The 20,614-nt window shown below is 59.9% G+C and carries 20 protein-coding genes; 14 read left to right on the top strand and 6 right to left on the bottom strand.

What is annotated here, in order from left to right; genetic code table 11:
* Positions 1-25: 25 nt before the first annotated feature.
* Positions 26-700, top strand: coding sequence for a RadC family protein (gene radC / locus ACA072_RS28405; protein WP_497622073.1), 675 nt, complete (start codon positions 26-28; stop codon positions 698-700).
* 118 nt (positions 701-818) lie between these two features.
* Here the strand turns inward: radC and ACA072_RS28400 are convergent, their stop codons facing one another.
* On the bottom strand, positions 819-2,405 hold the full coding sequence (locus tag ACA072_RS28400) for an ABC transporter substrate-binding protein (protein WP_497622071.1): 1,587 nt from the start codon (positions 2,403-2,405) through the stop codon (positions 819-821).
* A 445-nt stretch (positions 2,406-2,850) separates the two neighbouring features.
* Between ACA072_RS28400 and rpmB the strand changes: the two genes are divergently transcribed.
* Both rpmB and rpmG read left to right on the top strand, forming a co-directional pair.
* Positions 2,851-3,084 (top strand): 50S ribosomal protein L28, encoded by a 234-nt coding sequence (gene rpmB, locus ACA072_RS28395; RefSeq protein WP_007894701.1) that lies wholly within the window; start codon positions 2,851-2,853, stop codon positions 3,082-3,084.
* Between the two features lie 11 nt (positions 3,085-3,095).
* Positions 3,096-3,251 carry a 50S ribosomal protein L33 gene (gene rpmG, locus ACA072_RS28390; RefSeq protein ID WP_007894709.1) on the top strand — a complete coding sequence of 52 codons (156 nt, stop codon included), beginning with the start codon at positions 3,096-3,098 and terminating at the stop codon, positions 3,249-3,251.
* 195 nt (positions 3,252-3,446) lie between these two features.
* Here the strand turns inward: rpmG and ACA072_RS28385 are convergent, their stop codons facing one another.
* A complete protein-coding gene (locus ACA072_RS28385; protein ID WP_109626712.1) occupies positions 3,447-3,809 on the bottom strand; it encodes a cupin domain-containing protein in 363 nt (120 codons plus the stop codon).
* 238 nt (positions 3,810-4,047) lie between these two features.
* On the opposite strand from ACA072_RS28385, the gene ACA072_RS28380 reads away from it, so the two are divergent.
* The 3 genes from ACA072_RS28380 to ACA072_RS28370 all read left to right on the top strand — a co-directional run bounded on the left by ACA072_RS28380 (position 4,048) and on the right by ACA072_RS28370 (position 8,157).
* Positions 4,048-5,541, top strand: a complete 1,494-nt coding sequence (locus ACA072_RS28380; RefSeq protein WP_497622069.1) for an aldehyde dehydrogenase — start codon at positions 4,048-4,050, stop codon at positions 5,539-5,541.
* Positions 5,542-5,701: 160 nt separating this feature from the next.
* Complete coding sequence (locus ACA072_RS28375; RefSeq protein ID WP_497622068.1) at positions 5,702-6,847, top strand: MFS transporter; 1,146 nt, start codon at positions 5,702-5,704, stop codon at positions 6,845-6,847.
* A 131-nt stretch (positions 6,848-6,978) separates the two neighbouring features.
* A complete protein-coding gene (locus ACA072_RS28370) occupies positions 6,979-8,157 on the top strand; it encodes an integrase core domain-containing protein (RefSeq protein WP_497621054.1) in 1,179 nt (392 codons plus the stop codon).
* Between the two features lie 110 nt (positions 8,158-8,267).
* Here the strand turns inward: ACA072_RS28370 and ACA072_RS28365 are convergent, their stop codons facing one another.
* Both ACA072_RS28365 and ACA072_RS28360 read right to left on the bottom strand, forming a co-directional pair.
* Positions 8,268-9,836 carry a phospholipase D family protein gene (locus ACA072_RS28365; protein WP_497622066.1) on the bottom strand — a complete coding sequence of 523 codons (1,569 nt, stop codon included), beginning with the start codon at positions 9,834-9,836 and terminating at the stop codon, positions 8,268-8,270.
* Between the two features lie 60 nt (positions 9,837-9,896).
* Entirely contained in the window at positions 9,897-11,330 is a 1,434-nt protein-coding gene (locus tag ACA072_RS28360) for an aminotransferase-like domain-containing protein (RefSeq protein ID WP_497622065.1), read from the bottom strand.
* Between the two features lie 179 nt (positions 11,331-11,509).
* On the opposite strand from ACA072_RS28360, the gene ACA072_RS28355 reads away from it, so the two are divergent.
* On the top strand, positions 11,510-11,755 hold the full coding sequence (locus ACA072_RS28355) for a DUF1127 domain-containing protein (protein WP_497622064.1): 246 nt from the start codon (positions 11,510-11,512) through the stop codon (positions 11,753-11,755).
* A 139-nt stretch (positions 11,756-11,894) separates the two neighbouring features.
* Here the strand turns inward: ACA072_RS28355 and ACA072_RS28350 are convergent, their stop codons facing one another.
* Positions 11,895-13,187 carry an NAD(P)/FAD-dependent oxidoreductase gene (locus tag ACA072_RS28350; RefSeq protein ID WP_497622062.1) on the bottom strand — a complete coding sequence of 431 codons (1,293 nt, stop codon included), beginning with the start codon at positions 13,185-13,187 and terminating at the stop codon, positions 11,895-11,897.
* Positions 13,188-13,334: 147 nt separating this feature from the next.
* Here ACA072_RS28350 and ACA072_RS28345 point away from each other — a divergent pair, with 147 nt between their 5' ends.
* Positions 13,335-13,688 carry a YkgJ family cysteine cluster protein gene (locus tag ACA072_RS28345; RefSeq protein WP_007894729.1) on the top strand — a complete coding sequence of 118 codons (354 nt, stop codon included), beginning with the start codon at positions 13,335-13,337 and terminating at the stop codon, positions 13,686-13,688.
* Between the two features lie 140 nt (positions 13,689-13,828).
* On the opposite strand, the gene ACA072_RS28340 is transcribed toward ACA072_RS28345, so the two are convergent.
* Positions 13,829-14,317: an Lrp/AsnC ligand binding domain-containing protein gene (locus tag ACA072_RS28340; protein ID WP_010465173.1), complete on the bottom strand. Its 489-nt coding sequence runs from the start codon at positions 14,315-14,317 to the stop codon at positions 13,829-13,831.
* 157 nt (positions 14,318-14,474) lie between these two features.
* Here ACA072_RS28340 and dadA point away from each other — a divergent pair, with 157 nt between their 5' ends.
* The 6 genes from dadA to ACA072_RS28310 all read left to right on the top strand — a co-directional run bounded on the left by dadA (position 14,475) and on the right by ACA072_RS28310 (position 20,605).
* Complete coding sequence (gene dadA / locus ACA072_RS28335; RefSeq protein ID WP_497622061.1) at positions 14,475-15,779, top strand: D-amino acid dehydrogenase; 1,305 nt, start codon at positions 14,475-14,477, stop codon at positions 15,777-15,779.
* A complete protein-coding gene (locus tag ACA072_RS28330; RefSeq protein WP_109626698.1) occupies positions 15,751-16,104 on the top strand; it encodes a RidA family protein in 354 nt (117 codons plus the stop codon). The genes dadA and ACA072_RS28330 overlap by 29 nt, the downstream gene beginning before the upstream one ends.
* Before the next feature lie 96 nt (positions 16,105-16,200).
* Positions 16,201-17,274: an alanine racemase gene (gene alr / locus ACA072_RS28325; protein WP_497622059.1), complete on the top strand. Its 1,074-nt coding sequence runs from the start codon at positions 16,201-16,203 to the stop codon at positions 17,272-17,274.
* 128 nt (positions 17,275-17,402) lie between these two features.
* On the top strand, positions 17,403-17,951 hold the full coding sequence (locus tag ACA072_RS28320) for a cupin domain-containing protein (RefSeq protein WP_007947433.1): 549 nt from the start codon (positions 17,403-17,405) through the stop codon (positions 17,949-17,951).
* Positions 17,952-18,132: 181 nt separating this feature from the next.
* The gene (locus ACA072_RS28315) at positions 18,133-18,546 is read left to right on the top strand and encodes a c-type cytochrome (protein WP_461959406.1); all 414 of its coding nucleotides are present in this window, start codon (positions 18,133-18,135) and stop codon (positions 18,544-18,546) included.
* A gap of 136 nt (positions 18,547-18,682) precedes the next feature.
* Positions 18,683-20,605 (top strand): acetyl-CoA hydrolase/transferase C-terminal domain-containing protein, encoded by a 1,923-nt coding sequence (locus ACA072_RS28310; protein ID WP_497622057.1) that lies wholly within the window; start codon positions 18,683-18,685, stop codon positions 20,603-20,605.
* Positions 20,606-20,614: the final 9 nt, after the last annotated feature.

Here is a 20,614-nt window from a genome sequence, read left to right as displayed (position 1 = left end):
GGCGCCCACAGACCAGGGAGGTGCAATGAGTATTCGCGATTGGCCAGCGGCGGAACGGCCGCGGGAGAAGTTACTGGAGCAGGGTTCGGCGAGCCTTTCGGACGCCGAGTTACTGGCCATCTTTCTACGAACCGGCGTATCCGGCAAAAGCGCGGTGGATCTGGCGCGACACCTGTTGCAGCAGTTTGGCAGCCTGCGCACGTTGCTGGAGGCCGACCTTCGGACCTTCAGTGGTGAACTCGGGCTTGGGCCGGCAAAGTTCGCGCAGTTGCAGGCGGTGCTGGAAATGGCTCGCCGACATCTGGCAGAACGGTTGCGGCGTGATTCGGTGATGGAGAGCCCGCTGGCGGTGCGTGACTATCTCAAGTCGATGCTGCGTCACGAGCCGCATGAGGTCTTCGGCTGCCTGTTTCTGGATTCCAAACACCGGGTGCTGGCGTTTGAGGTGCTGTTTCGCGGCTCCATCGACAACACCAGCGTGTACCCGCGACAGGTGGTCAAGCGCGCATTGGCCCACAATGCCGCTGCATTGATCCTCTGCCATAACCACCCGTCGGGCAATCCCGATCCCAGTCAGGCCGATCGGCTGCTGACCAAGCGTCTGCAAGAGGCGCTGGAGCTGATTGATGTGCGGGTGCTCGACCATTTCATCATCGGCGACGGTGATCCGCTGTCGATGGCGGAGTATGGGTGGATGTGAGGGGATAGACGCGGACTCTGTAGGAGCCGGCTTGCTGGCGATCCAGGCGACGCGGTGTGGCTGATTAACCGCGGTGATGCCATCGCCAGCAAGCCGGCTCCTACAAAGGTTTGCGGTGTTATTTGATGTTGACCTTGGAGTAGTCCTGGCGGCCGAACGGGCTGACCGAGTAACCCTCAACATCCTTGCGCGTCAGCGCGAAGGCAGTCGGGTGCGCCAGCGGCAGCCACAGCGCTTGCTGTTGAATCTGCGCCTGGGCCTGTTCGTAGAGCTTCGTACGCACCCCTTGCTCGCCGGTGGTCTTGCCGGCGCTGATCAGCTTGTCCAGGTCCTGGTTGCAGTAACGGGCGAAGTTGGTGCCGGACTTGACCGCGGCGCAGGAAAACTGCGGCGTGAGGAAGTTGTCCGGGTCGCCGTTGTCGCCGGCCCAGCCCATGAACAGCAAGTCGTGCTCACCGGCCTTGGCGCGGCGAATCAATTCGCCCCATTCGATCACCCGGATTTCGGCCTGGATGCCGATTTCCGCGAGGTCCGATTGCAGCATTTGCGCACTGAGGCTCGGGTTCGGGTTCAGCAGACTGCCGGAAGGTCGGGTCCAGATAGTGGTCTGGAAACCGTCCTTCAGCCCGGCCTTCGCCATCAAGGCCTTGGCCTTCTCGACGTCATGCGGATAACCCGGCAGGCCTTTGGCATAGCTCCAGGTGTTCGGCGGGTATGGGCCGTTGGCAGGTTCGGCGGTGTCTTCGAACACGGCTTTGACGTAGCTGGCCTTGTCGAACGCGAGGTTGATCGCCTGGCGCACTTCAGGTTTGTCCAGCGGCGGATGCTGGCTGTTGATGCCGACGAACGCAGTCATGAAGGCGTCAGTCTTTTCGACTTTCAGGGTCAGTTCTTTCAGCGCTGCCTGTACGTCCAGTGGTTTTGGCGACAGGGCGATCTGGCACTCGTTGCGACGCAGTTTCTGCAATCGCACGTTGGCATCCGGCGTGATGGCGAAGATCAGCGGGTCCACCGATGGCTTGCCACGGAAGTAATCCGGGTTGGCCTTGTAGCGGATCGAGGCATCTTTCTGGAAGCGCGTGAAGATGAACGGGCCGCTGCCGATTGGCTGACTGTTGAGCTTCTCGGGCGTGCCGGCCTTCAGCAGCTTGTCGGCGTATTCGGCGGAATAGATCGAGGCGAAGCCCATGCTCAGGGTCGCGAGGAAGGTCGAGTCCGGGTGATCGAGGGTGAAACGCACGGTCAGCGGGTCCAGTGCGTCAATCTTCTTGATCAGCGCCGGCAGCTGCATCGACTGGGCATGCGGGAAGCCGCTCTGGGCGACTTTGTGCCAAGGGTTCGCAGGGTCAAGCATGCGGTCGAAGCTGAATTTCACGTCTTCGGCGGTCAGCTCACGCGTCGGGCTGAAATATTCGGTGCGGTGGAATTTCACCTGCGGGTGCAACTTGAACACATACGTCAGGCCATCGGGCGTGACTTCCCAGCTGTCCGCAAGGCTGGCGACCACTTTGCCGCTGGCCGTATCGAAGTCCACCAGACGGTTCATCAACACGTCGGCCGAGGCATTGGTGGTGGTCAGCGAGTTGTATTGCACCACGTCGAACCCTTCCGGGCTGGCCTCGGTGCAGACGCTCAGCGCGGCGGCATGGGCCAATGGGCTCAGCAGAAGAGGGGCGAGCAGCAGCGGTAGGGCAGCGAGGCGCATGGTCGGATTCCTTTACAGATCGAAGGCCCATCTGCAAGTGCAGTCTGGAAAAGGCCTACCCTAGTGGGCTCTTTTGCAAATGACTATCCCCTTTTTCATTTTCAGGGGACTATGTGCGCTTGTTTTCGGTGAGGCGGGCCGAGGAAAACCCGGAATCGGTCGGTTGGCCGATTCTCTGCGACGAGCGGTCTTAATCGACGACAGCCTTTATCCAAGGCGCTTGGCGCCGGAAAAACGGGGAATTTATCAAGTCCGCGCACACGGAATGTTGTTGCTCTTCAGTCTTTCTGGTATAAAGCAGCGCTCTTTTCTAGGGGCCCGGTTCCTTCACTGTAGGTGTAGCCGGTAAGACCTCTAAAGAAACGCGGCGCCTGGCGCCAAATGACTGAGAGATTAAGCGGCCAACCCATGCCGGGTTGGGCATGTGGTTTTAGAGGGCTGAGGCATGTCGAGAGTATGTCAAGTTACCGGTAAGGGTCCGGTGACTGGGAATAACATTTCCCACGCAAACAACAAAACCCGTCGTCGTTTCCTGCCGAACCTGCAGCATCACCGCTTCTGGGTTGAAGAAGAGAAACGTTTCGTGCGTCTGCGCGTATCTGCCAAAGGCATGCGTATCATCGACAAGCGTGGCATCACTGTCGTGCTGGCCGAAATCCGCAAAGCCGGCAAGATCTAAGGGAGCTAATCATGCGTGAATTGATTCGTTTGATTTCGAGCGCCGGTACTGGTCACTTCTACACTACCGACAAGAACAAGCGTACTACTCCGGACAAAATCGAAATCAAGAAATTTGATCCGGTTGTTCGCAAGCACGTGATCTACAAAGAAGGCAAAATCAAGTAATTGATTTTTCCCTCTTACGAAAAAGGCCCGTATCGCGAGATACGGGCCTTTTTTGTTGCCTGCGGTTTATGCGTTGCCTGTTAGTGCCCCTTCGTCGGAACGCCGCCCGGAGCAAGCCCGCTCCCACATTGGATCGCGGTCTAATGTGGGAGCGGGCTTGCTCGCGAAAGCGTCGGCCCAGACAACAAAAAGTCCTCAAGCCTTCTGTTCAAACGCCACATAGATCTTGCGGCAAGTCTCCAGCACTTCCCAAGTGCCGCGGAACCCGGCCGGAATCACGAAGCGATCTCCGGCGCGCAAGGTCTTGCCGTTGCCTTCGTTGTCACGCAGCACTGAAACGCCCTGAATGATTTCGCAGTACTCATGCTCGGTGAAGTTCACATGCCACTGGCCAACAGCGCCTTCCCACACGCCCGCATTCAACTGGCCGCAAGGGCTGTTGTAGTGGTTGTAGACCACTTGCTCGGGATCGCCCTTCAGGATTTTCGCCTGGTCCGGTTTGTAGCGCTCGGGCTCGGTAGTGGCGAGGCTGAAGTCGACGACATCCTGGATATTCATTGTTGTAAGTCCCCGTGTTTGCGGCGCGATGGCTGGAAAGACCCAAAGTCTATGTTTATTAAAATGAACATCGCAAGGCCGTTTGCCGGCCTTATGTCAAATATATTGAAACATGAGGGGCGGCTGGTTTAGGGTGGCGGTTGCCTTGGGCCGAAAAATCAGGCTGGCGGGGCAGAATTCCTGACAGCGCCCGCGAAGATCGCAGGGCGCTCGTATTCAACAAGAGGAGGACACTCGAATGACCACCCTGACTCGTGCCGATTGGGAACAGCGGGCTCGCGATCTGAAGATCGAAGGCCGTGCGTACATCAATGGCGAATACACCGATGCCGTCTCCGCCGAGACCTTCGAGTGCATCAGCCCGGTCGATGGCCGTCTGCTGGGCAAGATTGCCAGCTGTGACGCCGCCGACGCCCAACGTGCCGTTGAAAACGCTCGCGCCACGTTCAATTCCGGTGTCTGGTCGCGCCTGGCGCCGACCAAACGCAAAGCCACCATGATCCGTTTCGCCGGCCTGCTGAAACAGCACGCCGAAGAGCTGGCCCTGCTTGAAACCCTGGACATGGGCAAGCCGATCAGCGATTCCCTGTACATCGACGTTCCCGGCGCGGCGCAAGCCTTGAGCTGGAGCGGAGAAGCCATCGACAAGATCTACGACGAAGTCGCCGCGACCCCCCATGACCAGCTGGGTCTGGTGACCCGCGAGCCAGTCGGCGTTGTCGGCGCGATCGTGCCGTGGAACTTCCCGTTGATGATGGCCTGCTGGAAACTCGGCCCGGCGCTGTCCACCGGTAACTCGGTGATCCTCAAGCCGTCGGAAAAATCGCCGCTGACGGCTATTCGCATCGCCGCGCTGGCCGTTGAAGCCGGCATTCCGAAAGGCGTGCTCAACGTGTTGCCGGGTTACGGTCACACCGTCGGCAAGGCCCTGGCCCTGCACAACGACGTGGACACCCTGGTGTTCACCGGTTCGACCAAGATCGCCAAGCAATTGCTGATCTACTCCGGCGAATCGAACATGAAGCGCGTCTGGCTGGAAGCCGGCGGCAAGAGCCCGAACATCGTGTTCGCCGATGCCCCGGACCTTCAAGCCGCCGCCGAAGCGGCGGCCGGTGCCATCGCCTTCAACCAGGGCGAAGTCTGCACCGCCGGTTCGCGTCTGTTGGTCGAGCGTTCGATCAAGGACACTTTCCTGCCGTTGGTGATCGAAGCGCTGAAGACCTGGAAACCGGGCAACCCGCTGGACCCGGCGACCAACGTCGGCGCGCTGGTGGACACCCAGCAGATGAACACCGTGCTGTCCTACATCGAATCCGGCCATACCGATGGCGCCAAACTGGTGGCTGGCGGCAAGCGTACGTTGCAGGAATCCGGTGGCACCTACGTTGAGCCGACGATTTTCGACGGCGTGACCAATGCGATGAAAATCGCCCAGGAAGAGATCTTTGGCCCGGTGCTGTCGGTCATCACTTTCGACACCGCCGAAGAGGCCGTTGCGATTGCCAACGACACGCCTTACGGCCTGGCCGCTGCGGTGTGGACCAAGGACATCTCCAAGGCTCACCTGACCGCCAAAGCGCTGCGCGCCGGTAGCGTGTGGGTCAATCAATACGATGGCGGCGACATGACCGCACCGTTCGGTGGCTTCAAGCAGTCGGGCAACGGCCGCGACAAGTCACTGCACGCGTTCGACAAGTACACCGAGCTGAAGGCGACCTGGATCAAGTTGTAAGCACCACGCAACGAAGATCCCCTGTGGGAGCGGGCTTGCTCGCGAAGGCGCCGTAACAGCCAACGACGATGTTGGATGTGATGACCTCTTCGCGAGCAAGCTCGCTCCCACATTTGTTTTGTGTCGTCTGTGAAAAATAATATCCACAGGAGCGTGGAACATGCGGTGGGCGACTTATTTCGCCGTGTTGGCGTCTGTCTTGAGTGTCGGCCTGGCCCTGGGTGTCAGCATGCCGCTGGTGTCGTTTCGCCTGGAAGGCTGGGGTTACGGTTCGTTTGCCATCGGCGTAATGGCCGCCATGCCAGCAATTGGCGTATTGCTGGGGGCGAAGATCTCGAGCCATCTGGCCTCGCGGCTTGGCACAGCCAATCTGATGCGCCTGTGCTTGTGGGCTGGGGCTGTATCCATCGGCTTGCTGGCGCTGTTGCCGAGTTATCCGGTCTGGCTAGTGTTGCGGCTGATGATCGGAGTGATCCTGACCCTGGTCTTCATCCTCGGTGAAAGCTGGATCAACCAGCTCGTGGTCGAACAATGGCGCGGGCGGTTGGTGGCGCTATATGGCAGCAGCTATGCACTGAGTCAGCTCGCCGGGCCGTTGCTGCTGGGCGTTCTGGGCACCGAACACGATTACGGATTCTGGGTCGGCGTCGTATTGCTCACGGCGGCGCCGTTTCTGTTGCTGGGCCGTAGCGGCGCACCGACCAGCGAAGCCTGCAGCGTGACCTTCAGCGACTTGTGGGGCTTCTGCCGAGGCCTGCCGGCGATTGCCTGGGGAGTGGCGCTGTTCGCCGCGTTCGAAGCGATGATTCTGACCTTGTTGCCGGTTTACTGCCTGCGTCAGGGCTTCACCACCGACATCGCGCTGGCGATGGTCAGCACCGTGGTGGTGGGTGATGCCTTGCTGCAACTGCCGATTGGCGCACTGGCGGATCGTCTGTCGCGACGCACGTTGTTTACCGGTTGCGCTGTGGTGCTGATGCTCTCGAGCCTGGCGATTCCGTTGCTCATCGACACGTTGCTGATCTGGCCGTTGTGGGTGCTGTTTGGCGCCAGTGCCGGAGGATTGTTCACCTTGTCGCTGATCCTGATCGGCGAACGTTATCGTGACGATGCGCTGGTGCGGGCCAACGCGCATATTGCGCAGCTATGGGGCATTGGTTGTCTGATCGGGCCGCTGGCCGCCGGTGCGGGCAGCCAGTGGATCAGCGGGCATGCGTTGCCGTTGCTGATGGCGGCGGGGGCGTTTGGATTGGTGATTTTGCTGAGGCGCCAAGGCGCGTTTGGCACGGTTGCCGAGCCTGCCTGACTCCAAACTGCCAGTCACTTAAATCCCCCTGTGGGAGCGGGCTTGCTCGGGTAGAAACCGGAGACATCCTTTACGTTTTAAACCGGAGACATCGTTTACAGGTATGAAATACGGTCAGGAGGTGCCTGACCATGCCCTGGAATCGAGAGTCCCCAATGGATCAGAGAGTGAAACTCGTAGGCGACTGGATGTCCGGCGCCTACTCCAAATGTGAGCTGGCACGGCATTACGGTGTCAGCCGGCCCACTTTGGACAAGTGGTTGGCTCGCTATGCTGAATGTGGCATCGACGGGCTCAAAGAGCTGTCCAGACGTCCGCACCACAGCCCCCATCAAATCAGTGAGCATGTCCTTGAGTTGTTGATCGCTTATAAGCGCGAGCATCCGAGTTGGGGGCCTGAGAAGTTGGTTCACAATCTAAAAAAAGCGCACGCAGAGCTGTCTTGGCCGGCGCTGAGCACCGCTGGCGAATGGCTCAAGCGTGCAGGTCTGGTGCAAAAGCGACGATTCCTTAATCGCCCACCGACGGGCCCTATTCCGTTACGCGAAGCCACGGAGCCCAATCAAACATGGGCGGCGGATTTCAAAGGCGACTTCGCCCTGCAATCAGGTCAGCGCTGCTTTCCCTTGACGATCTCCGATCATGTCAGCCGATTCCTGTTGCTTTGTCGGGCGCAAAGCAGTGTGGCTGGGGCGCGTGAAGGATTTGACTGGGCCTTTCGAGAGTATGGGTTGCCCAATGTCATTCGCACGGATAACGGCTCACCCTTTGCCTCGACCGGCGTGTCGCGCATCTCCAGTTTGGCGGCCTGGTTCATACGCTTGGGCATCTATCCTGAGCGTATCCAGCCCGGACGTCCTGACCAGAATGGCCGCCATGAACGAATGCACCGAACCCTCAAGGCTGCGCTGCTTAAGACACCTGAACATAACTTGGTACAGCAGCAGTTGGCGTTTGAACGGTTTCGCCACGAATACAACTACGAGCGCCCTCACAAGGCACTGGCAATGAAGGTTCCAGCGGATGTTTACGTGCCATCCAGCCGCCTCTACGACGGACATGTGCCGGAGGTGAATTACCCTTCACAGTTGCTGGTCAGGAAAGTCCGGCAAAACGGCTCAATGAAGTGGAAAGGCAGAATGGTATTTGTCAGCGAATCGCTGGTGGGTGAGGCACTGGGGCTGAAGGAGGTGGAAGATGAAGTCTGGGAAGTGTATTTGTGCGATTACCTTTTAGGTCGTTTGAAAAGCGGTGAAAACCGCCTTTCAAACTCACAAAAACGTAAAGGATGTCCCCGGTCTCGATTGTAAAGGATGTATCCGTTTCTACATCGCGAAAGCGGTGGGTCAGTCGACATCATTGTTGGATGATCCACCGCTTTCGCGAGCAAGCCCGCTCCCACAGGGTTTTTTATTGTCTATCAGAGCATCCGTTCCAGGCCCACGGCGGTGCTCATCCACGCATTGAACCGGCGCCACAAGCTCCCCGGTTCCTTGGTTAACGTGTGCATTTTGCCGTCGTCTTCCGTCTCCCAGACGACCCGGTCATTTTCCAGTTTCACCTGATAACTCAAGGGCGGCGCCATACCCTCCATGGCCGCTTTGCGCACGTGTGCAGCGAGTTCGGGGCTGTCCACCAGCACCCCGACTTCGGTGTTCCACAGCACCGAGCGCGGGTCGAAGTTGAACGAGCCGATGAAGGATTTCTGCTGGTCGAAGATCATCGCCTTGCTGTGCAGGCTGGAATCGGAACCCCGGTAAGACTTGCTGTAGAAAATATGGGGCCCGCTGCCGCCTCCTTCGCCCGGCTGGCGGCGCAGTTCGTACAACTTCACGCCGTGTTCCAGCAGCGCCCGGCGATAGGGCGCATAACCGCCGTGCACGGCCGGCACGTCCGTGGCTTCCAGCGAGTTGGTCAACAAGTGCACCGACACCCCGGCATCGGCCCGTCCAGTGAGATACACCAGCCCGGGCTGCCCCGGTACGAAGTAAGCCGAGATCATGATCAGCTCCTTGCTGACGCCCGTGAGCTCAGGCGCCAGTTGCGTGGTCAGCAGCAAATGCGGGTCAGGCTCGCCGTCTGACAGGACCTTGCTCGGTGCATCCCACAACGCCTGGTTCCACGCCCAGATCAGCTCCCGGCGCCAGATGTCCATGCGTGGGTGTGTGGTGTAAGTCATGAGCTGCTGATACAGCGCGTGATTCTGCTTACGGGTCTCTTCCAGCGATTCTTCCAGGCGCGTGCGGGTATTCTGCAGGTCCTTTTGCGTCGGTTTGCTCGACAGGAATTCGTCGATCGGTTTACTCAGTGCGCTGTTCCAGTACTGGTCGAAGCTGTGACCAAGCTGTTCCGCCACCGGCCCGACGCCGAGCATATCGATGTCAGTGAAATTCAGGTTGGGCTCGGCATCGAAGTATTCGTCCCCGAGGTTACGGCCGCCGACGATGGCCGCGCTGTTGTCTGCCAGCCACAGCTTGTTGTGCATGCGCCGGTGTTGCAGCGACAGATTGAACAAGCGGCCCATGGCGCGCGTCACGCCCGTGGCGCGGCCCAAGTGCAGCGGGTTGAACAGGCGGATCTGGATCTGCGGGTGCGCAGCGAGGGTCGCGATGATCCAGTCCAGACCGTCGCTGGTGGTGTCATCGAGGAGGATTCTTACCCGCACGCCGCGGTCGGCGGCCTTAAGCAATTCGTCCACCAGCATTCGCGTACTGATGCCGTCATGCACGATGTAGTACTGCAAGTCGAGGCTGCTTTGGGCGTTGCGGATCAGCTCGGCGCGGGCCATGAAGGCTTCGCTGCTGTTGGACAGCAAGCGAAAACCGGACCGGCCCTCATGGGGTGCGGCCTGAGCCTGGATTGAACGACCGAAGGCCGAATCGCTGGCGGGCAAGGCCTGGCTCGGTTCGCGCGGAACATCGAAGCTGGCGCAACCGCCCAGGAACGAGGCGAGTAGCAGAAGAGCGAGCAGGGGCTGTCTGACTCTCACGTGGGATCGTTCCGATTGGCGGCAAATGTCGGCATATGGACGCTGGATTCCTGAGAAAGGTCAGTCAGTGACGTATTCCGATTCCGCCAGCAGTTTGATCGCCGCGGCACCGACCTTGCGCACCGCCTCTTCGATCAGCGGTGTTGGCTTGGCAGCGTAGTTCATCCGCAGGCAGTTGCGGTACTTGCCCGAGGCGGAAAAGATGCTGCCGACGGCAATCTGTACGCCCTGATCGTGCAGGGCGCGATTCAGTTTCAGGGTGTCGAAGCCGTCCGGCAGTTCAACCCACAACATGAAGCTGCCTTGTGGGCGACTGGCGCGGGTGCCGGCGGGGAAGTAGCGTGTCACCCAGTCGATCATCAGGTCGCGACTGCGCTGGTATTGCGTGCGCATCCGCCGCAAATGCGGTTCGAAATGCCCGGCCTTGAGAAATTCGGCAATCGCAATCTGCGGTTGTGGCGCCGTGGAACCGGTGCTGATGTATTTCATGTGCAGCACCCGTTCCAGATAGCGGCCCGGCGCGACCCAGCCAATGCGCAGGCCGGGCGCCAAGGTCTTGGAAAAGGAACTGCACAGCAGTACGCGCCCGTCTTCGTCGAAGGATTTGATCGTGCGCGGGCGCGGGTAGCTGTAGGAAAGCTCGCCATACACATCGTCTTCGATAATCGCCACGTCGAAACGCTGTGCGAGCAGCAACAACGCGCGTTTGCGCGACTCCGGCATGATGTAGCCCAGCGGGTTATTGCAGTTGGGCGTCAACTGTATGGCCTTGATCGGCCACTGCTCCAGGGCCAGTTCGAGGGCATCGAGGCTGATCCCGGTGATCGGGTCGGTGGGGATTTCCAGGGCTTTCATGCCCAGGCCCTTGAGGGTCTGCATGGCGCCGTGAAAGCTCGGCGAGTCCACCGCCACAATGTCGCCCGGCTCGCAGATGGCGCGAATGCTGGTGGACAGCGCTTCGTGGCAACCCGTGGTCACCACCAGGTCATGGGCCGTCAACTGGCAGCCGGAATCGAGCATCAGGCGGGCGATCTGTTCGCGCAGTTCGAGGGTGCCGTAGATGTTGTCGTAATACAGGCCGGGCATGTCCTGCCGGCGGCTGATCCGCGCCAGATTGCGCAGCAACGGTTTCATGGTCGGCGTGGTGATGTCCGGCATGCCGCGCCCGAGTTGCACGACGTCCTTGCGCGGGACCGCGCGAATCAATTCGAGCACCTGATCCCACTGCGAAATATCCACTGGACGCTGGGCCGGGCGGCCTATGGCCGGCAGCTCCGGCAGTTCGCGACCCACCGGTACGAAGTAGCCGGACTTGGGTTTTGGTGTTGCCAGCCCGCTGTCTTCGAGCACGCGATAGGCCTGCTGCACCGTGCTCAGGCTGACCCCGTGCTCGACACTCAACGCCCGCACCGACGGCAGCCGGTCACCGGGGCGATAGAAGCCCTGTTCGATACGCGTGCCGAGCAGTTCGGCGAGGTTGACGTAAAGGGTCATGGCGCAGTCTCGGGGTGGGTGATTCGGTTAACCAGTACAGATGGGGCGAAATTATAGGATTCAGACGCTAAAGTGGAAAATCTGTATGGAATTAATACAGATACTTTGAATCTGTAACGCTTTTCGCCGTCCGCGCATCATGAAAGCTCTGGCTACCCAAGTAAACAGGAGCAATCAAAATGAACGGCTTGAGCGATGTGCGGCTGACGATACACAGTCAGGAACTGGCGGCAGGGCAAATCAACGGCGCACGCGAGGCGGTCATGCGCAACGCACCGGCCGGCCTGAGTCGCTGGGGCCTGTTCTGGCATCGTCTGCACACGCGCAAGGCGTTGCTGGAACTGACGCCGCAGCAGCTCAAGGATGTCGGGCTGAGTCGGGAACAGGCGCGGGAGGAGGGGCTTAAGCCTTTCTGGCGGATCTGAGTCTTGTACACTCCTTGATCGTTCCCACGCTCTGCGTGGGAATGCCGCCCCGGACGCTCTGCGTCCGCTGTGACGCAGAGCGTCACTGGATGCATTCCCACGCGGAGCGTGGGAACGATCAACAGGCGCTGAAAATTTTTCAGACCAGTTCTTTCAGCCGATGCCACAACATCCCCAGCGCCAACAATGGCGAGCGCAAATGCTTGCCCCCGGGGAAGGTGATATGCGGCACCTGGGCAAACAGATCAAACCCGCCACCCTGCTGCCCGCTGATCGCCTCGGCCAGCAACTTGCCCGCCAAATGCGTGGCATTCACCCCATGGCCAGAGTAAGCCTGGGCGTAATACACATTCGGCTGGTCCTTCAGCCGGCCGATCTGCGGCAGTCGGTTGGCGCCGATGCCGATCATCCCGCCCCATTGATAGTCAATCTTCACCCCGCCCAGTTGCGGGAAAACCTCCAGCATCTTCGGCCTCATGTACGCGCCGATGTCCTTCGGATCGTGGCCTGAATAGTGGCAGGCGCCGCCGAACAGCAAGCGTCGATCTGCCGAGAGGCGGTAGTAATCCAGGGCCACCCGTTGATCGCAGACCGCCATGTTCTGCGGCAGCAGTGAGTGCGCCAATTCTTCACTCAATGGCTCGGTGGCAATGATATAGCTGCCGGCGGGCAGCACTTTGCCGCTGAGTTCGGGGTTGAGTTCGTTGAGGTACGCGTTGCAGCCCAGCACCAGCGTCTTGGCGCGAACCGATCCTTGGGCGGTATGGACTTTGACCTCGGGGCCGTAATCGATGCGGGTCACCGCCGAGTGTTCGAACAGCTGCGCGCCGAGCTGCTGCGCGGCGGCCGCTTCGCCCAGCGCCAGATTAAGCGGGTGAAGATGGCCCGAACCCATGTCGATCAGGCCGCCGACGTAGCGGTCCGATCCCAGCACCGTGTGCATTTCATTGGCTTGCAACAGCCGGGTTTCGTAGCGGTAGCCGAGGCCGCGCAGCTCTTCGGCATCTTCGGCGAACCCCTCGAGGTCGCGGGGCTTGTTCGCCAGGTCGCAGTAACCCCAGGTCAGGTCGCAAGGGATCTGAAAACGCTCGACGCGCTGGCGGACGATTTCCACCGCTTCCAGGCCCATGAGTTTCATCTGGCGCACGCCGTCTGCACCGATCACGCTGGCGAACTGATCGAGGCCATGGCCGACGCCACGAATCAACTGCCCGCCATTGCGTCCGCTGGCGCCCCAGCCGATCTTGTGCGCTTCCAGCAGCACCACACTGAAGCCACGCTCGACCATTTCGAGCGCCGTGTTCAGTCCGGAAAACCCGCCGCCGACCACGCACACGTCCGCCTGCAGGTCGCCTTGCAGCACCGGATAATCGGGCTGCGGCAGGCTGCTGGCGGCGTAGTAAGAGGCGGTGTGCTGGGCACGGGCATTCATGTGAGCGTCCCTGATTCGTGTGTCTGGAAAATTTGACGGAGCATAAGCCGGACCTTCCGACGCGGGCAACATTGGTCGGTTGATGCTGTCTGGATCGCGGCTTTTGCGTCAGAATCCCGGTCTATCCCGCTTTTGGTTACCGCTTCGATGAGCTGCAACAGTCAGAAAATCCGCACGCTGCGCCAGCAGATCCCCTCGTTCGAGTGCGTGCCCGGCTGCCATGACTGCTGTGGACCGGTGACCACCTCGCCGGAAGAAATGTCCCGTCTGCCGCGCAAGACCCGGGCCGAGCAAGATGCGGCGATGGATGAGCTCAATTGCGTGCACCTTGGGCCCAACGGCTGCACGGTGTACGACGAACGGCCGCTGATCTGCCGGTTGTTTGGTACCACCAAGACCTTGCCGTGCCCGAATGGGCGGCGGCCGGTCGAGCTGATTCATCCTCGGGTGGAGAAGCAGATTCATGAGTACATGGCTTCTACCCGGCAGGTCCTCGTCTGAGGGAAGACCGAGTCGCCTGTAATCGCTAGCAGGCTAGCTCCCACACTGGCTCTGTGTCGTACACCGAATTTCTGACCACTGAAGATCAACTGTGGGAGCTAGCCTGCTAGCGATGGGGCATGAATAGACACCACAAAGTCTCAATCCGGAATCGGCAGGCACAAACTCTCCTTCACCTCTTCCATCACGATATAGCTCTTGGATTCGCGCACATGCGGCAGCTTGAGCAGGATATCGCCCAGCAACTTGCGGTACGAAGCCATCTCGGAAATCCGCGCTTTCACCAGGTAGTCGAAATCCCCTGACACCAAATGGCACTCCAGCACATGCGGAAGCTTCAGCACCGCACGTCGGAACTCTTCGAAAGTGTCGCCGGATTTGTAGTCGAGGCTGATCTCGACGAACACCAGGAGACTACCCTTGAGATGCTGCGGATTGAGCCGGGCGTTGTAGCCCATGATGATTCCTTCGCGCTCCAGCCGCCGGACCCGCTCGGTACACGGCGTGGTCGAGAGCCCGACCTTTTCCCCAAGTTCGGTGAAGGAAATGCGCCCGTCCGCTTGCAGGATCCGCAGGATGTTGCGGTCGATCTTGTCCAGCTCACGTTTGGTCTGAGTGTTGGTACGCATAGGGGATGCGCCTCCGTGAAAAGGGTTTTTGCCGAGAATTCTCGCCAAATATAGGCAGTTATATAGTGAAAAGCACTGCCTAATCTTTTTTACACTGCGCACATCAATGCTCTACAACTACGAACGTCAGCGGCAAGCCGCGATGAGGGATATGAAAATGCGCGTTATGGTCTTGGGTAGCGGCGTCATCGGTACCACCAGTGCTTATTATCTGGCGCGTGCCGGGTTCGAAGTGGTGGTGGTGGACCGTCAGCCAGCCGCTGCCATGGAGACCAGTTTCGCCAACGCCGGGCAGGTATCGCCGGGTTATGCCTCGCCGTGGGCCGCGCCGGGCGTGCCGCTGAAAGCCATCAAGTGGCTGCTGCAGCGCCACGCACCGCTGGCGATCAAGGCCACCGCCGACATCGACCAATACTTGTGGATGGCGCAGATGTTGCGCAACTGCACCGCCAGCCGTTACGCGGTGAACAAGGAGCGCATGGTCCGTCTGTCCGAGTACAGCCGTGACTGCCTCGACGAACTGCGTGCCGAAACCGGCATTGCCTACGAAGGCCGCAGCCTCGGTACGACCCAACTGTTCCGCACCCAGGCTCAGCTCGACAACGCCGCGAAAGACATCGCCGTTTTGAAAGAGTCCGGCGTGCCGTTCGAACTGCTCGACCGCGCTGGCATTGCTCGGGTTGAACCGGCGCTGGCCGGCGTCACCGATATCCTCGCCGGTGCCCTGCGCCTGCCGAACGACCAGACCGGCGACTGCCAGATGTTCACCGTTCGACTGGCCGAAATGGCCGTGAAACTGGGCGTGGAATTCCGTTTTGGTCAGGACATTCAGAAACTCGACTTTGCCGGTGATCGCATCAATGGCGTGTGGATCGACGGCAAGCTGGAAACGGCCGACCGCTACGTCCTGGCACTCGGCAGCTACTCGCCGCAACTGCTCAAGCCGCTGGGCATCAAGGCCCCGGTGTATCCGCTCAAGGGTTACTCCCTGACCGTGCCGATCACCAACCCAGCGATGGCCCCGACGTCGACCATTCTCGACGAGACCTACAAGGTCGCGATCACTCGTTTCGACAACCGCATCCGCGTCGGTGGCATGGCTGAGATAGCCGGTTTTGACCTGTCGCTGAACCCGCGTAGACGCGAAACCCTGGAGATGATCGTCAACGACCTTTATCCTCAGGGCGGTGATCTGGCCCAGGCGAGTTTCTGGACTGGTCTGCGTCCGACTACCCCGGACGGCACGCCGATTGTTGGTGCCACACCGTTCAAAAACCTGTTCCTGAACACCGGTCACGGCACACTCGGCTGGACCATGGCGTGCGGCTCCGGTCGCTTGCTGGCTGACCTGATGGCGAAGAAATCGCCGCAGATCAGCGCCGAAGGCCTCGATATTTCTCGCTATGGAAACAAAACCCAGGAGTCCGCAAAACATGTCAATCCAGCGCCAGCTCACCAATGAGCGCATGAGCCAGATCGTTGTCCACAGCGGCACCGTCTATCTGGCAGGGCAAGTCGGCGACGACATGAGTGCCGGGATTGAACAGCAGACCCGTGAAACCCTGGCCAATATCGAGCGTTTGCTCGACCTGGCAGGCACCGACAAGAGTCGTTTGCTGTCGGTGACGATTTACCTGAAAGACATCGACGCGCATTTCGAAGGCATGAATGCGGTGTGGGACAAGTGGCTGCCAAAAGGTGTCGCCCCGGCCCGCGCAACCGTTGAGTCGAAACTGTGCGAACCGGAAATCCTGGTTGAGCTGTCGGTTGTAGCCGCTCTGCCATAAGCCTGTCAGAAAGATCCCTCTCCCGGTGCGGTTGGCGGTTCACGCCGTCAGCCAGCGCCGGTTTTTATTTCCATGACCGCCTAGAAGTCTGCCGCCATGCGTCCAGCCCGTGCCCTGATCGACCTTCAAGCCCTGCGTCACAACTACCAGATCGCCCGTGAAGTCTCGGGAGCCAAAGCCCTCGCCGTTATCAAGGCGGATGCCTACGGCCATGGTGCGGTGCGTTGCGCCCAAGCGCTGGAAGCCGAGGCGGACGGGTTTGCCGTCGCCTGTATCGAAGAGGCTTTGGAGCTGCGCGCCGCCGGCATTCGTGCGCCGGTGTTGTTGCTGGAAGGTTTTTTCGAAGCCGATGAGCTGGCGCTGATCGTCGAGCATGATTTCTGGTGCGTGGTGCATTCCTTGTGGCAGCTCGAAGCCATCGAGAACGCCGCGTTGAGCAAGCCGATCACGGTCTGGATCAAACTCGATTCAGGCATGCACCGGGTTGGCTTGCATCCAAAGGATTATCAGGCGGGTTATCAACGGCTGCTGGCCAGCGGCAATGTGGCGAAAATCGTTTTGATGAGCCACTTCGCCCGTGCCGATGAGTTGCACGAGCAGGCCAGCGCCGAGCAGGTTGCGGTGTTTGAAGCGGCGCGTCAGGGGTTGTCCGCCGAGGTCAGCCTGCGCAATTCGCCGGCGGTGCTGGGATGGCCTCAGATCCCGAGTGACTGGGTGCGCCCGGGCATCATGCTCTACGGCGCCACGCCGTTTGAAGAAGCCAACGCCGTGGCGTCCCGTCTGCAACCGGTGATGACCCTGGAATCGAAAGTGATCTGCGTGCGTGAACTGCCGGCCGGCGAGCCGATCGGTTACGGCGCCAAATTCATCACCCCCAAGCCGATGCTCGTCGGCGTAGTGGCCATGGGTTATGCCGATGGTTACCCGCGTCAGGCACCGACCGGCACGCCGGTGATGGTCGCCGGGCAGCGCAGCCAGTTGATCGGCCGGGTGTCGATGGACATGCTTTGCATCGATCTGACCGATGTGCCGCAGGCCGGCCTGGGTTCGACCGTCGAGTTGTGGGGCAAAAACATCCTCGCCAGCGAGGTGGCTGCCGCCGCTGACACGATCCCCTATCAGATCTTCTGCAACCTGCGCCGGGTGCCAAAGCTCTATTCCGAGGGTTAGCGGTCAGCAGGCCGTACCGGAAGTCGTTTGGCTGAACAGGATTCAGGCCAAAGTGTTGTAAATACTGAACGCTGTCGCCATGATAACGCTCAATATTTCTACAACCTGAATCCCTGGAGGCTCCAGCATTGGACGTCGGTGAACGACTGCAATCCATCCGTAAGCTCAAAGGTCTTTCCCAGCGTGAGCTCGCCAAGCGCGCGGGCGTCACCAACAGCACGATTTCCATGATCGAGAAGAACAGCGTCAGTCCCTCGATCAGTTCGCTGAGGAAGGTACTGGGCGGGATTCCCATGTCCATGGTCGAGTTCTTTTCCGAAGAAATCCTGCAGGAAAAACCGACGCAGATCGTCTACAAAGCCAACGAGCTGATCGATATTTCCGATGGCGCAGTGACCATGAAACTGGTCGGTCGGGCGCATCCGAGCCGGGCTATCGCGTTCCTCAATGAAATCTACCCGCCTGGCGCCGACACCGGTGACGAGATGCTTACCCATGAGGGCGAGGAAACCGGCATTCTGGTGGAAGGGCGACTGGAACTGGTGGTCGGGCTCGAAACTTTTGTGCTCGAAGCTGGCGACAGCTACTACTTTGAAAGTACCAAGCCACACCGTTTCCGTAATCCGTTCGATGCGCCTGCGCGACTAATCAGCGCAGCTACTCCAGCGAATTTCTAAGAAAAGAGGCGTCCCGCCAGTATTGCGGAGGTGCCCGAGTTGTTTTTCCGCCACGCATAAGACCCCTTCGACTTTGGGGTTGTTTCAGTGCGGCGGGCTTACCGTTATACTTGCGCCCGCCTGCGAACCGTGGCCGTGGGCGTGACTAGCCACCATTGAGGGTGAACGCGTGAACCTAATTATGAAAATGCTGGCTGCACCAGCAACCGTATTGGCCCTATGGGCTGTCAGCGCTCAAGCTGCGACGAACGACGATATTGCCAAACGCCTTGAGCCCGTCGGCCAAGTCTGCGTTCAGGGTAAAGAGTGCAAGGGGATGGAAGTCGCTGCTTCGGCGGGCGGCGGTGATGCCAAAACCCCTGACTCAGTGATTGCAAAACATTGTAACGCTTGCCACGGTACAGGCCTGCTGAACTCGCCAAAAATCGGTGATGCCGCAGCTTGGGGCGACCGCGCCAAGAAAGAAGGCGGCCTTGACGGCTTGCTGGCGAAGGCGATCTCCGGCGTCAACGCGATGCCCCCTAAAGGCACCTGCGCCGACTGCACTGATGCCGATCTCAAAGGCGCGATCCAGAAGATGTCCGGCCTGAAATAAGCCTTCATCTTCAGCAAAAAAGCCGCTTGCGAGCGGCTTTTTTGTGCCTGCGATTTGTGTTCGAGGACTATTCTTTGCAGCAAAGGCCCGGCAAGCTCGGTCCAACCCCAATTCACGGAATGTAAGGGAGGATCAGATGGTGCAGCTGTGTTCTATCGAGCAGGCGGTTGATGATGTGTTGGCACGGTTGCCGGCGCATATCCACATGGGCCTGCCCCTCGGTCTGGGCAAACCCAACCACTTCGTCAACGCGTTGTTCCAGCGCATCGCGCAACTGCCCGAACGGCAGCTGACCATTTACACCGCCCTGTGCCTGGGTCGTCCTGCCTTGGGCGACGGTTTGCAAAAACGCTTTCTCGAACCCTTCATCGAGCGAGTGTTCGGCGATTATCCGGAGCTGGATTTCCTCGCCGGCCTGCACAAAGACAACCTGCCGGCGAATATCCATGTTCAGCAATTCTTCATGCAGCCCGGCAGCCTGCTCCATAGCGCGTCAGCCCAGCAGGATTATGTCAGCAGCAACTACAGCCACGCCGCGCGGGACATCAACGGGGCCGGTTTGAACTTGGTCGCGCAACTGGTGGCCAGCCATTCCGAGCATCCCGATCGCCTCAGCCTGAGCTGCAACCCGGACATCACCCTCGACCTGTTTCCGATGATCGCCAAGCGCCGGGAAGCGGGGGAGACGATTCTGTTGGTAGGGCAAGTCCACAACGACTTGCCCTACATGCCGGGAGACGCCGAAATCGGCATCGACGCGTTCGACCTGTTGATCGACGAGAAGGACAACACCACGCTGTTCTCCACGCCGAACATGCCCGTGGGTTTCCAGGATCACTTCATCGGCCTGCACGCCAGCACACTGGTGCGCGACGGCGGCACCTTGCAGATCGGCATCGGCGCCATGGGCGATGCCTTGACCGCAGCATTGCTGGCGCGCCAGGCCGACAATGACGGTTACAAGGCGTTGCTGGCTGATATCAATCTCAGCCAGTGGGCGCAGTTGATTGACCGCGAGGGCGGCATCGATTCGTTCGCCAAAGGCCTTTACGGTTGCAGCGAGATGTTCGTCAACGGCTTGCTGGTGCTGGCTGACGCCGGGATCATTCGGCGCAAGGTCTACCCGGACGTCCCGACCCAGCAACAGGCGAATGCCGGCACCCTCGACGAGGCCGCACAAACCGACGGCATCAGCGTGCATGGCGGGTTTTTCCTCGGGCCGCGCAGTTTCTACGAGCGCTTGCGCGAGCTGCCGCAAAGCAAGCGGCTCGAATTCAACATGACCCGCATCAGTTACATCAACGAGCTCTACGGCCAGGAAGAACTCAAACGCTTGCAGCGCCTGGATGCGCGCTTCATCAACACCGTGTTCACCATGACCTTGCTCGGTGCGGGCGTGGCCGATCAGCTCGAAAGCGGGCGAGTGCTCAGCGGTGTTGGCGGGCAATACAACTTCGTTGCCCAAGGCCATGCGCTGGGAGGCGCGCGGTCGGTGCTGCTCCTGCGTAGTTGGCGCGAGGCGGGCGGAGAAGTCAGTTCGAACATCGTCTGGGAATACGGCCACTGCACGATCCCGCGGCATCTGCGGGACATTGTGGTCACTGAATACGGCATCGCCGATCTGCGCGGCAAGACCGATGCGGCGGTGATCGAGGCGTTGCTGAATATCAGTGACTCACGCTTCCAGTCGGGGTTGATCGAGCAGGCACAGAGCGCTGGCAAGTTGCCGAAGGGTTTCCGTATCGATCCGCGTTTTGCCGACAACAGCCCGGAGCGCTTGCAGGCGATTCAGGCGCTGCATCCGAATTTGTTTCCGGAGTATCCGCTGGGGTGTGATTTCACCGCTGAAGAGCGGGACTTGTTACGGGCGCTGAACTGGCTGAAGAGCAAGTTCAAGCTCACGGAGATTCTGGAGCTGGGCAAGGCTGCGCTGGATGCGCCTGAGGCTTCGCAATACCCGGAGCATCTGGAGCGGATGCAGCTGACGAACCCGGAAGGGCTGAAAGAGGATTTGTTCCAGCGTTTGCTGCTCACCGGCCTCAAAGCCACCGCGCAATAACAGCCAACA

Source organism: Pseudomonas sp. LBUM1656, from assembly GCF_059716065.1.
This window is presented reverse-complemented; position numbering and strand designations above follow the sequence as displayed.

What these genes read in the sequence shown, in the direction of transcription:
- ACA072_RS28315 (WP_461959406.1), top strand. Translation starts at nt 18,133, where the DNA reads ATGAAAATGCTGGCTGCACCAGCAACCGTATTGGCCCTATGGGCTGTC.
- ACA072_RS28360 (WP_497622065.1), bottom strand. Translation starts at nt 11,330, where the DNA reads ATGACCCTTTACGTCAACCTCGCCGAACTGCTCGGCACGCGTATCGAA.
- rpmG (WP_007894709.1), top strand. Translation starts at nt 3,096, where the DNA reads ATGCGTGAATTGATTCGTTTGATTTCGAGCGCCGGTACTGGTCACTTC.
- ACA072_RS28400 (WP_497622071.1), bottom strand. Translation starts at nt 2,405, where the DNA reads ATGCGCCTCGCTGCCCTACCGCTGCTGCTCGCCCCTCTTCTGCTGAGC.
- ACA072_RS28355 (WP_497622064.1), top strand. Translation starts at nt 11,510, where the DNA reads ATGAACGGCTTGAGCGATGTGCGGCTGACGATACACAGTCAGGAACTG.
- ACA072_RS28340 (WP_010465173.1), bottom strand. Translation starts at nt 14,317, where the DNA reads ATGCGTACCAACACTCAGACCAAACGTGAGCTGGACAAGATCGACCGC.
- ACA072_RS28385 (WP_109626712.1), bottom strand. Translation starts at nt 3,809, where the DNA reads ATGAATATCCAGGATGTCGTCGACTTCAGCCTCGCCACTACCGAGCCC.
- ACA072_RS28375 (WP_497622068.1), top strand. Translation starts at nt 5,702, where the DNA reads ATGCGGTGGGCGACTTATTTCGCCGTGTTGGCGTCTGTCTTGAGTGTC.
- ACA072_RS28350 (WP_497622062.1), bottom strand. Translation starts at nt 13,187, where the DNA reads ATGAATGCCCGTGCCCAGCACACCGCCTCTTACTACGCCGCCAGCAGC.
- ACA072_RS28310 (WP_497622057.1), top strand. Translation starts at nt 18,683, where the DNA reads ATGGTGCAGCTGTGTTCTATCGAGCAGGCGGTTGATGATGTGTTGGCA.
- ACA072_RS28380 (WP_497622069.1), top strand. Translation starts at nt 4,048, where the DNA reads ATGACCACCCTGACTCGTGCCGATTGGGAACAGCGGGCTCGCGATCTG.
- rpmB (WP_007894701.1), top strand. Translation starts at nt 2,851, where the DNA reads ATGTCGAGAGTATGTCAAGTTACCGGTAAGGGTCCGGTGACTGGGAAT.
- radC (WP_497622073.1), top strand. Translation starts at nt 26, where the DNA reads ATGAGTATTCGCGATTGGCCAGCGGCGGAACGGCCGCGGGAGAAGTTA.
- dadA (WP_497622061.1), top strand. Translation starts at nt 14,475, where the DNA reads ATGCGCGTTATGGTCTTGGGTAGCGGCGTCATCGGTACCACCAGTGCT.
- ACA072_RS28330 (WP_109626698.1), top strand. Translation starts at nt 15,751, where the DNA reads ATGTCAATCCAGCGCCAGCTCACCAATGAGCGCATGAGCCAGATCGTT.
- alr (WP_497622059.1), top strand. Translation starts at nt 16,201, where the DNA reads ATGCGTCCAGCCCGTGCCCTGATCGACCTTCAAGCCCTGCGTCACAAC.
- ACA072_RS28345 (WP_007894729.1), top strand. Translation starts at nt 13,335, where the DNA reads ATGAGCTGCAACAGTCAGAAAATCCGCACGCTGCGCCAGCAGATCCCC.
- ACA072_RS28370 (WP_497621054.1), top strand. Translation starts at nt 6,979, where the DNA reads ATGCCCTGGAATCGAGAGTCCCCAATGGATCAGAGAGTGAAACTCGTA.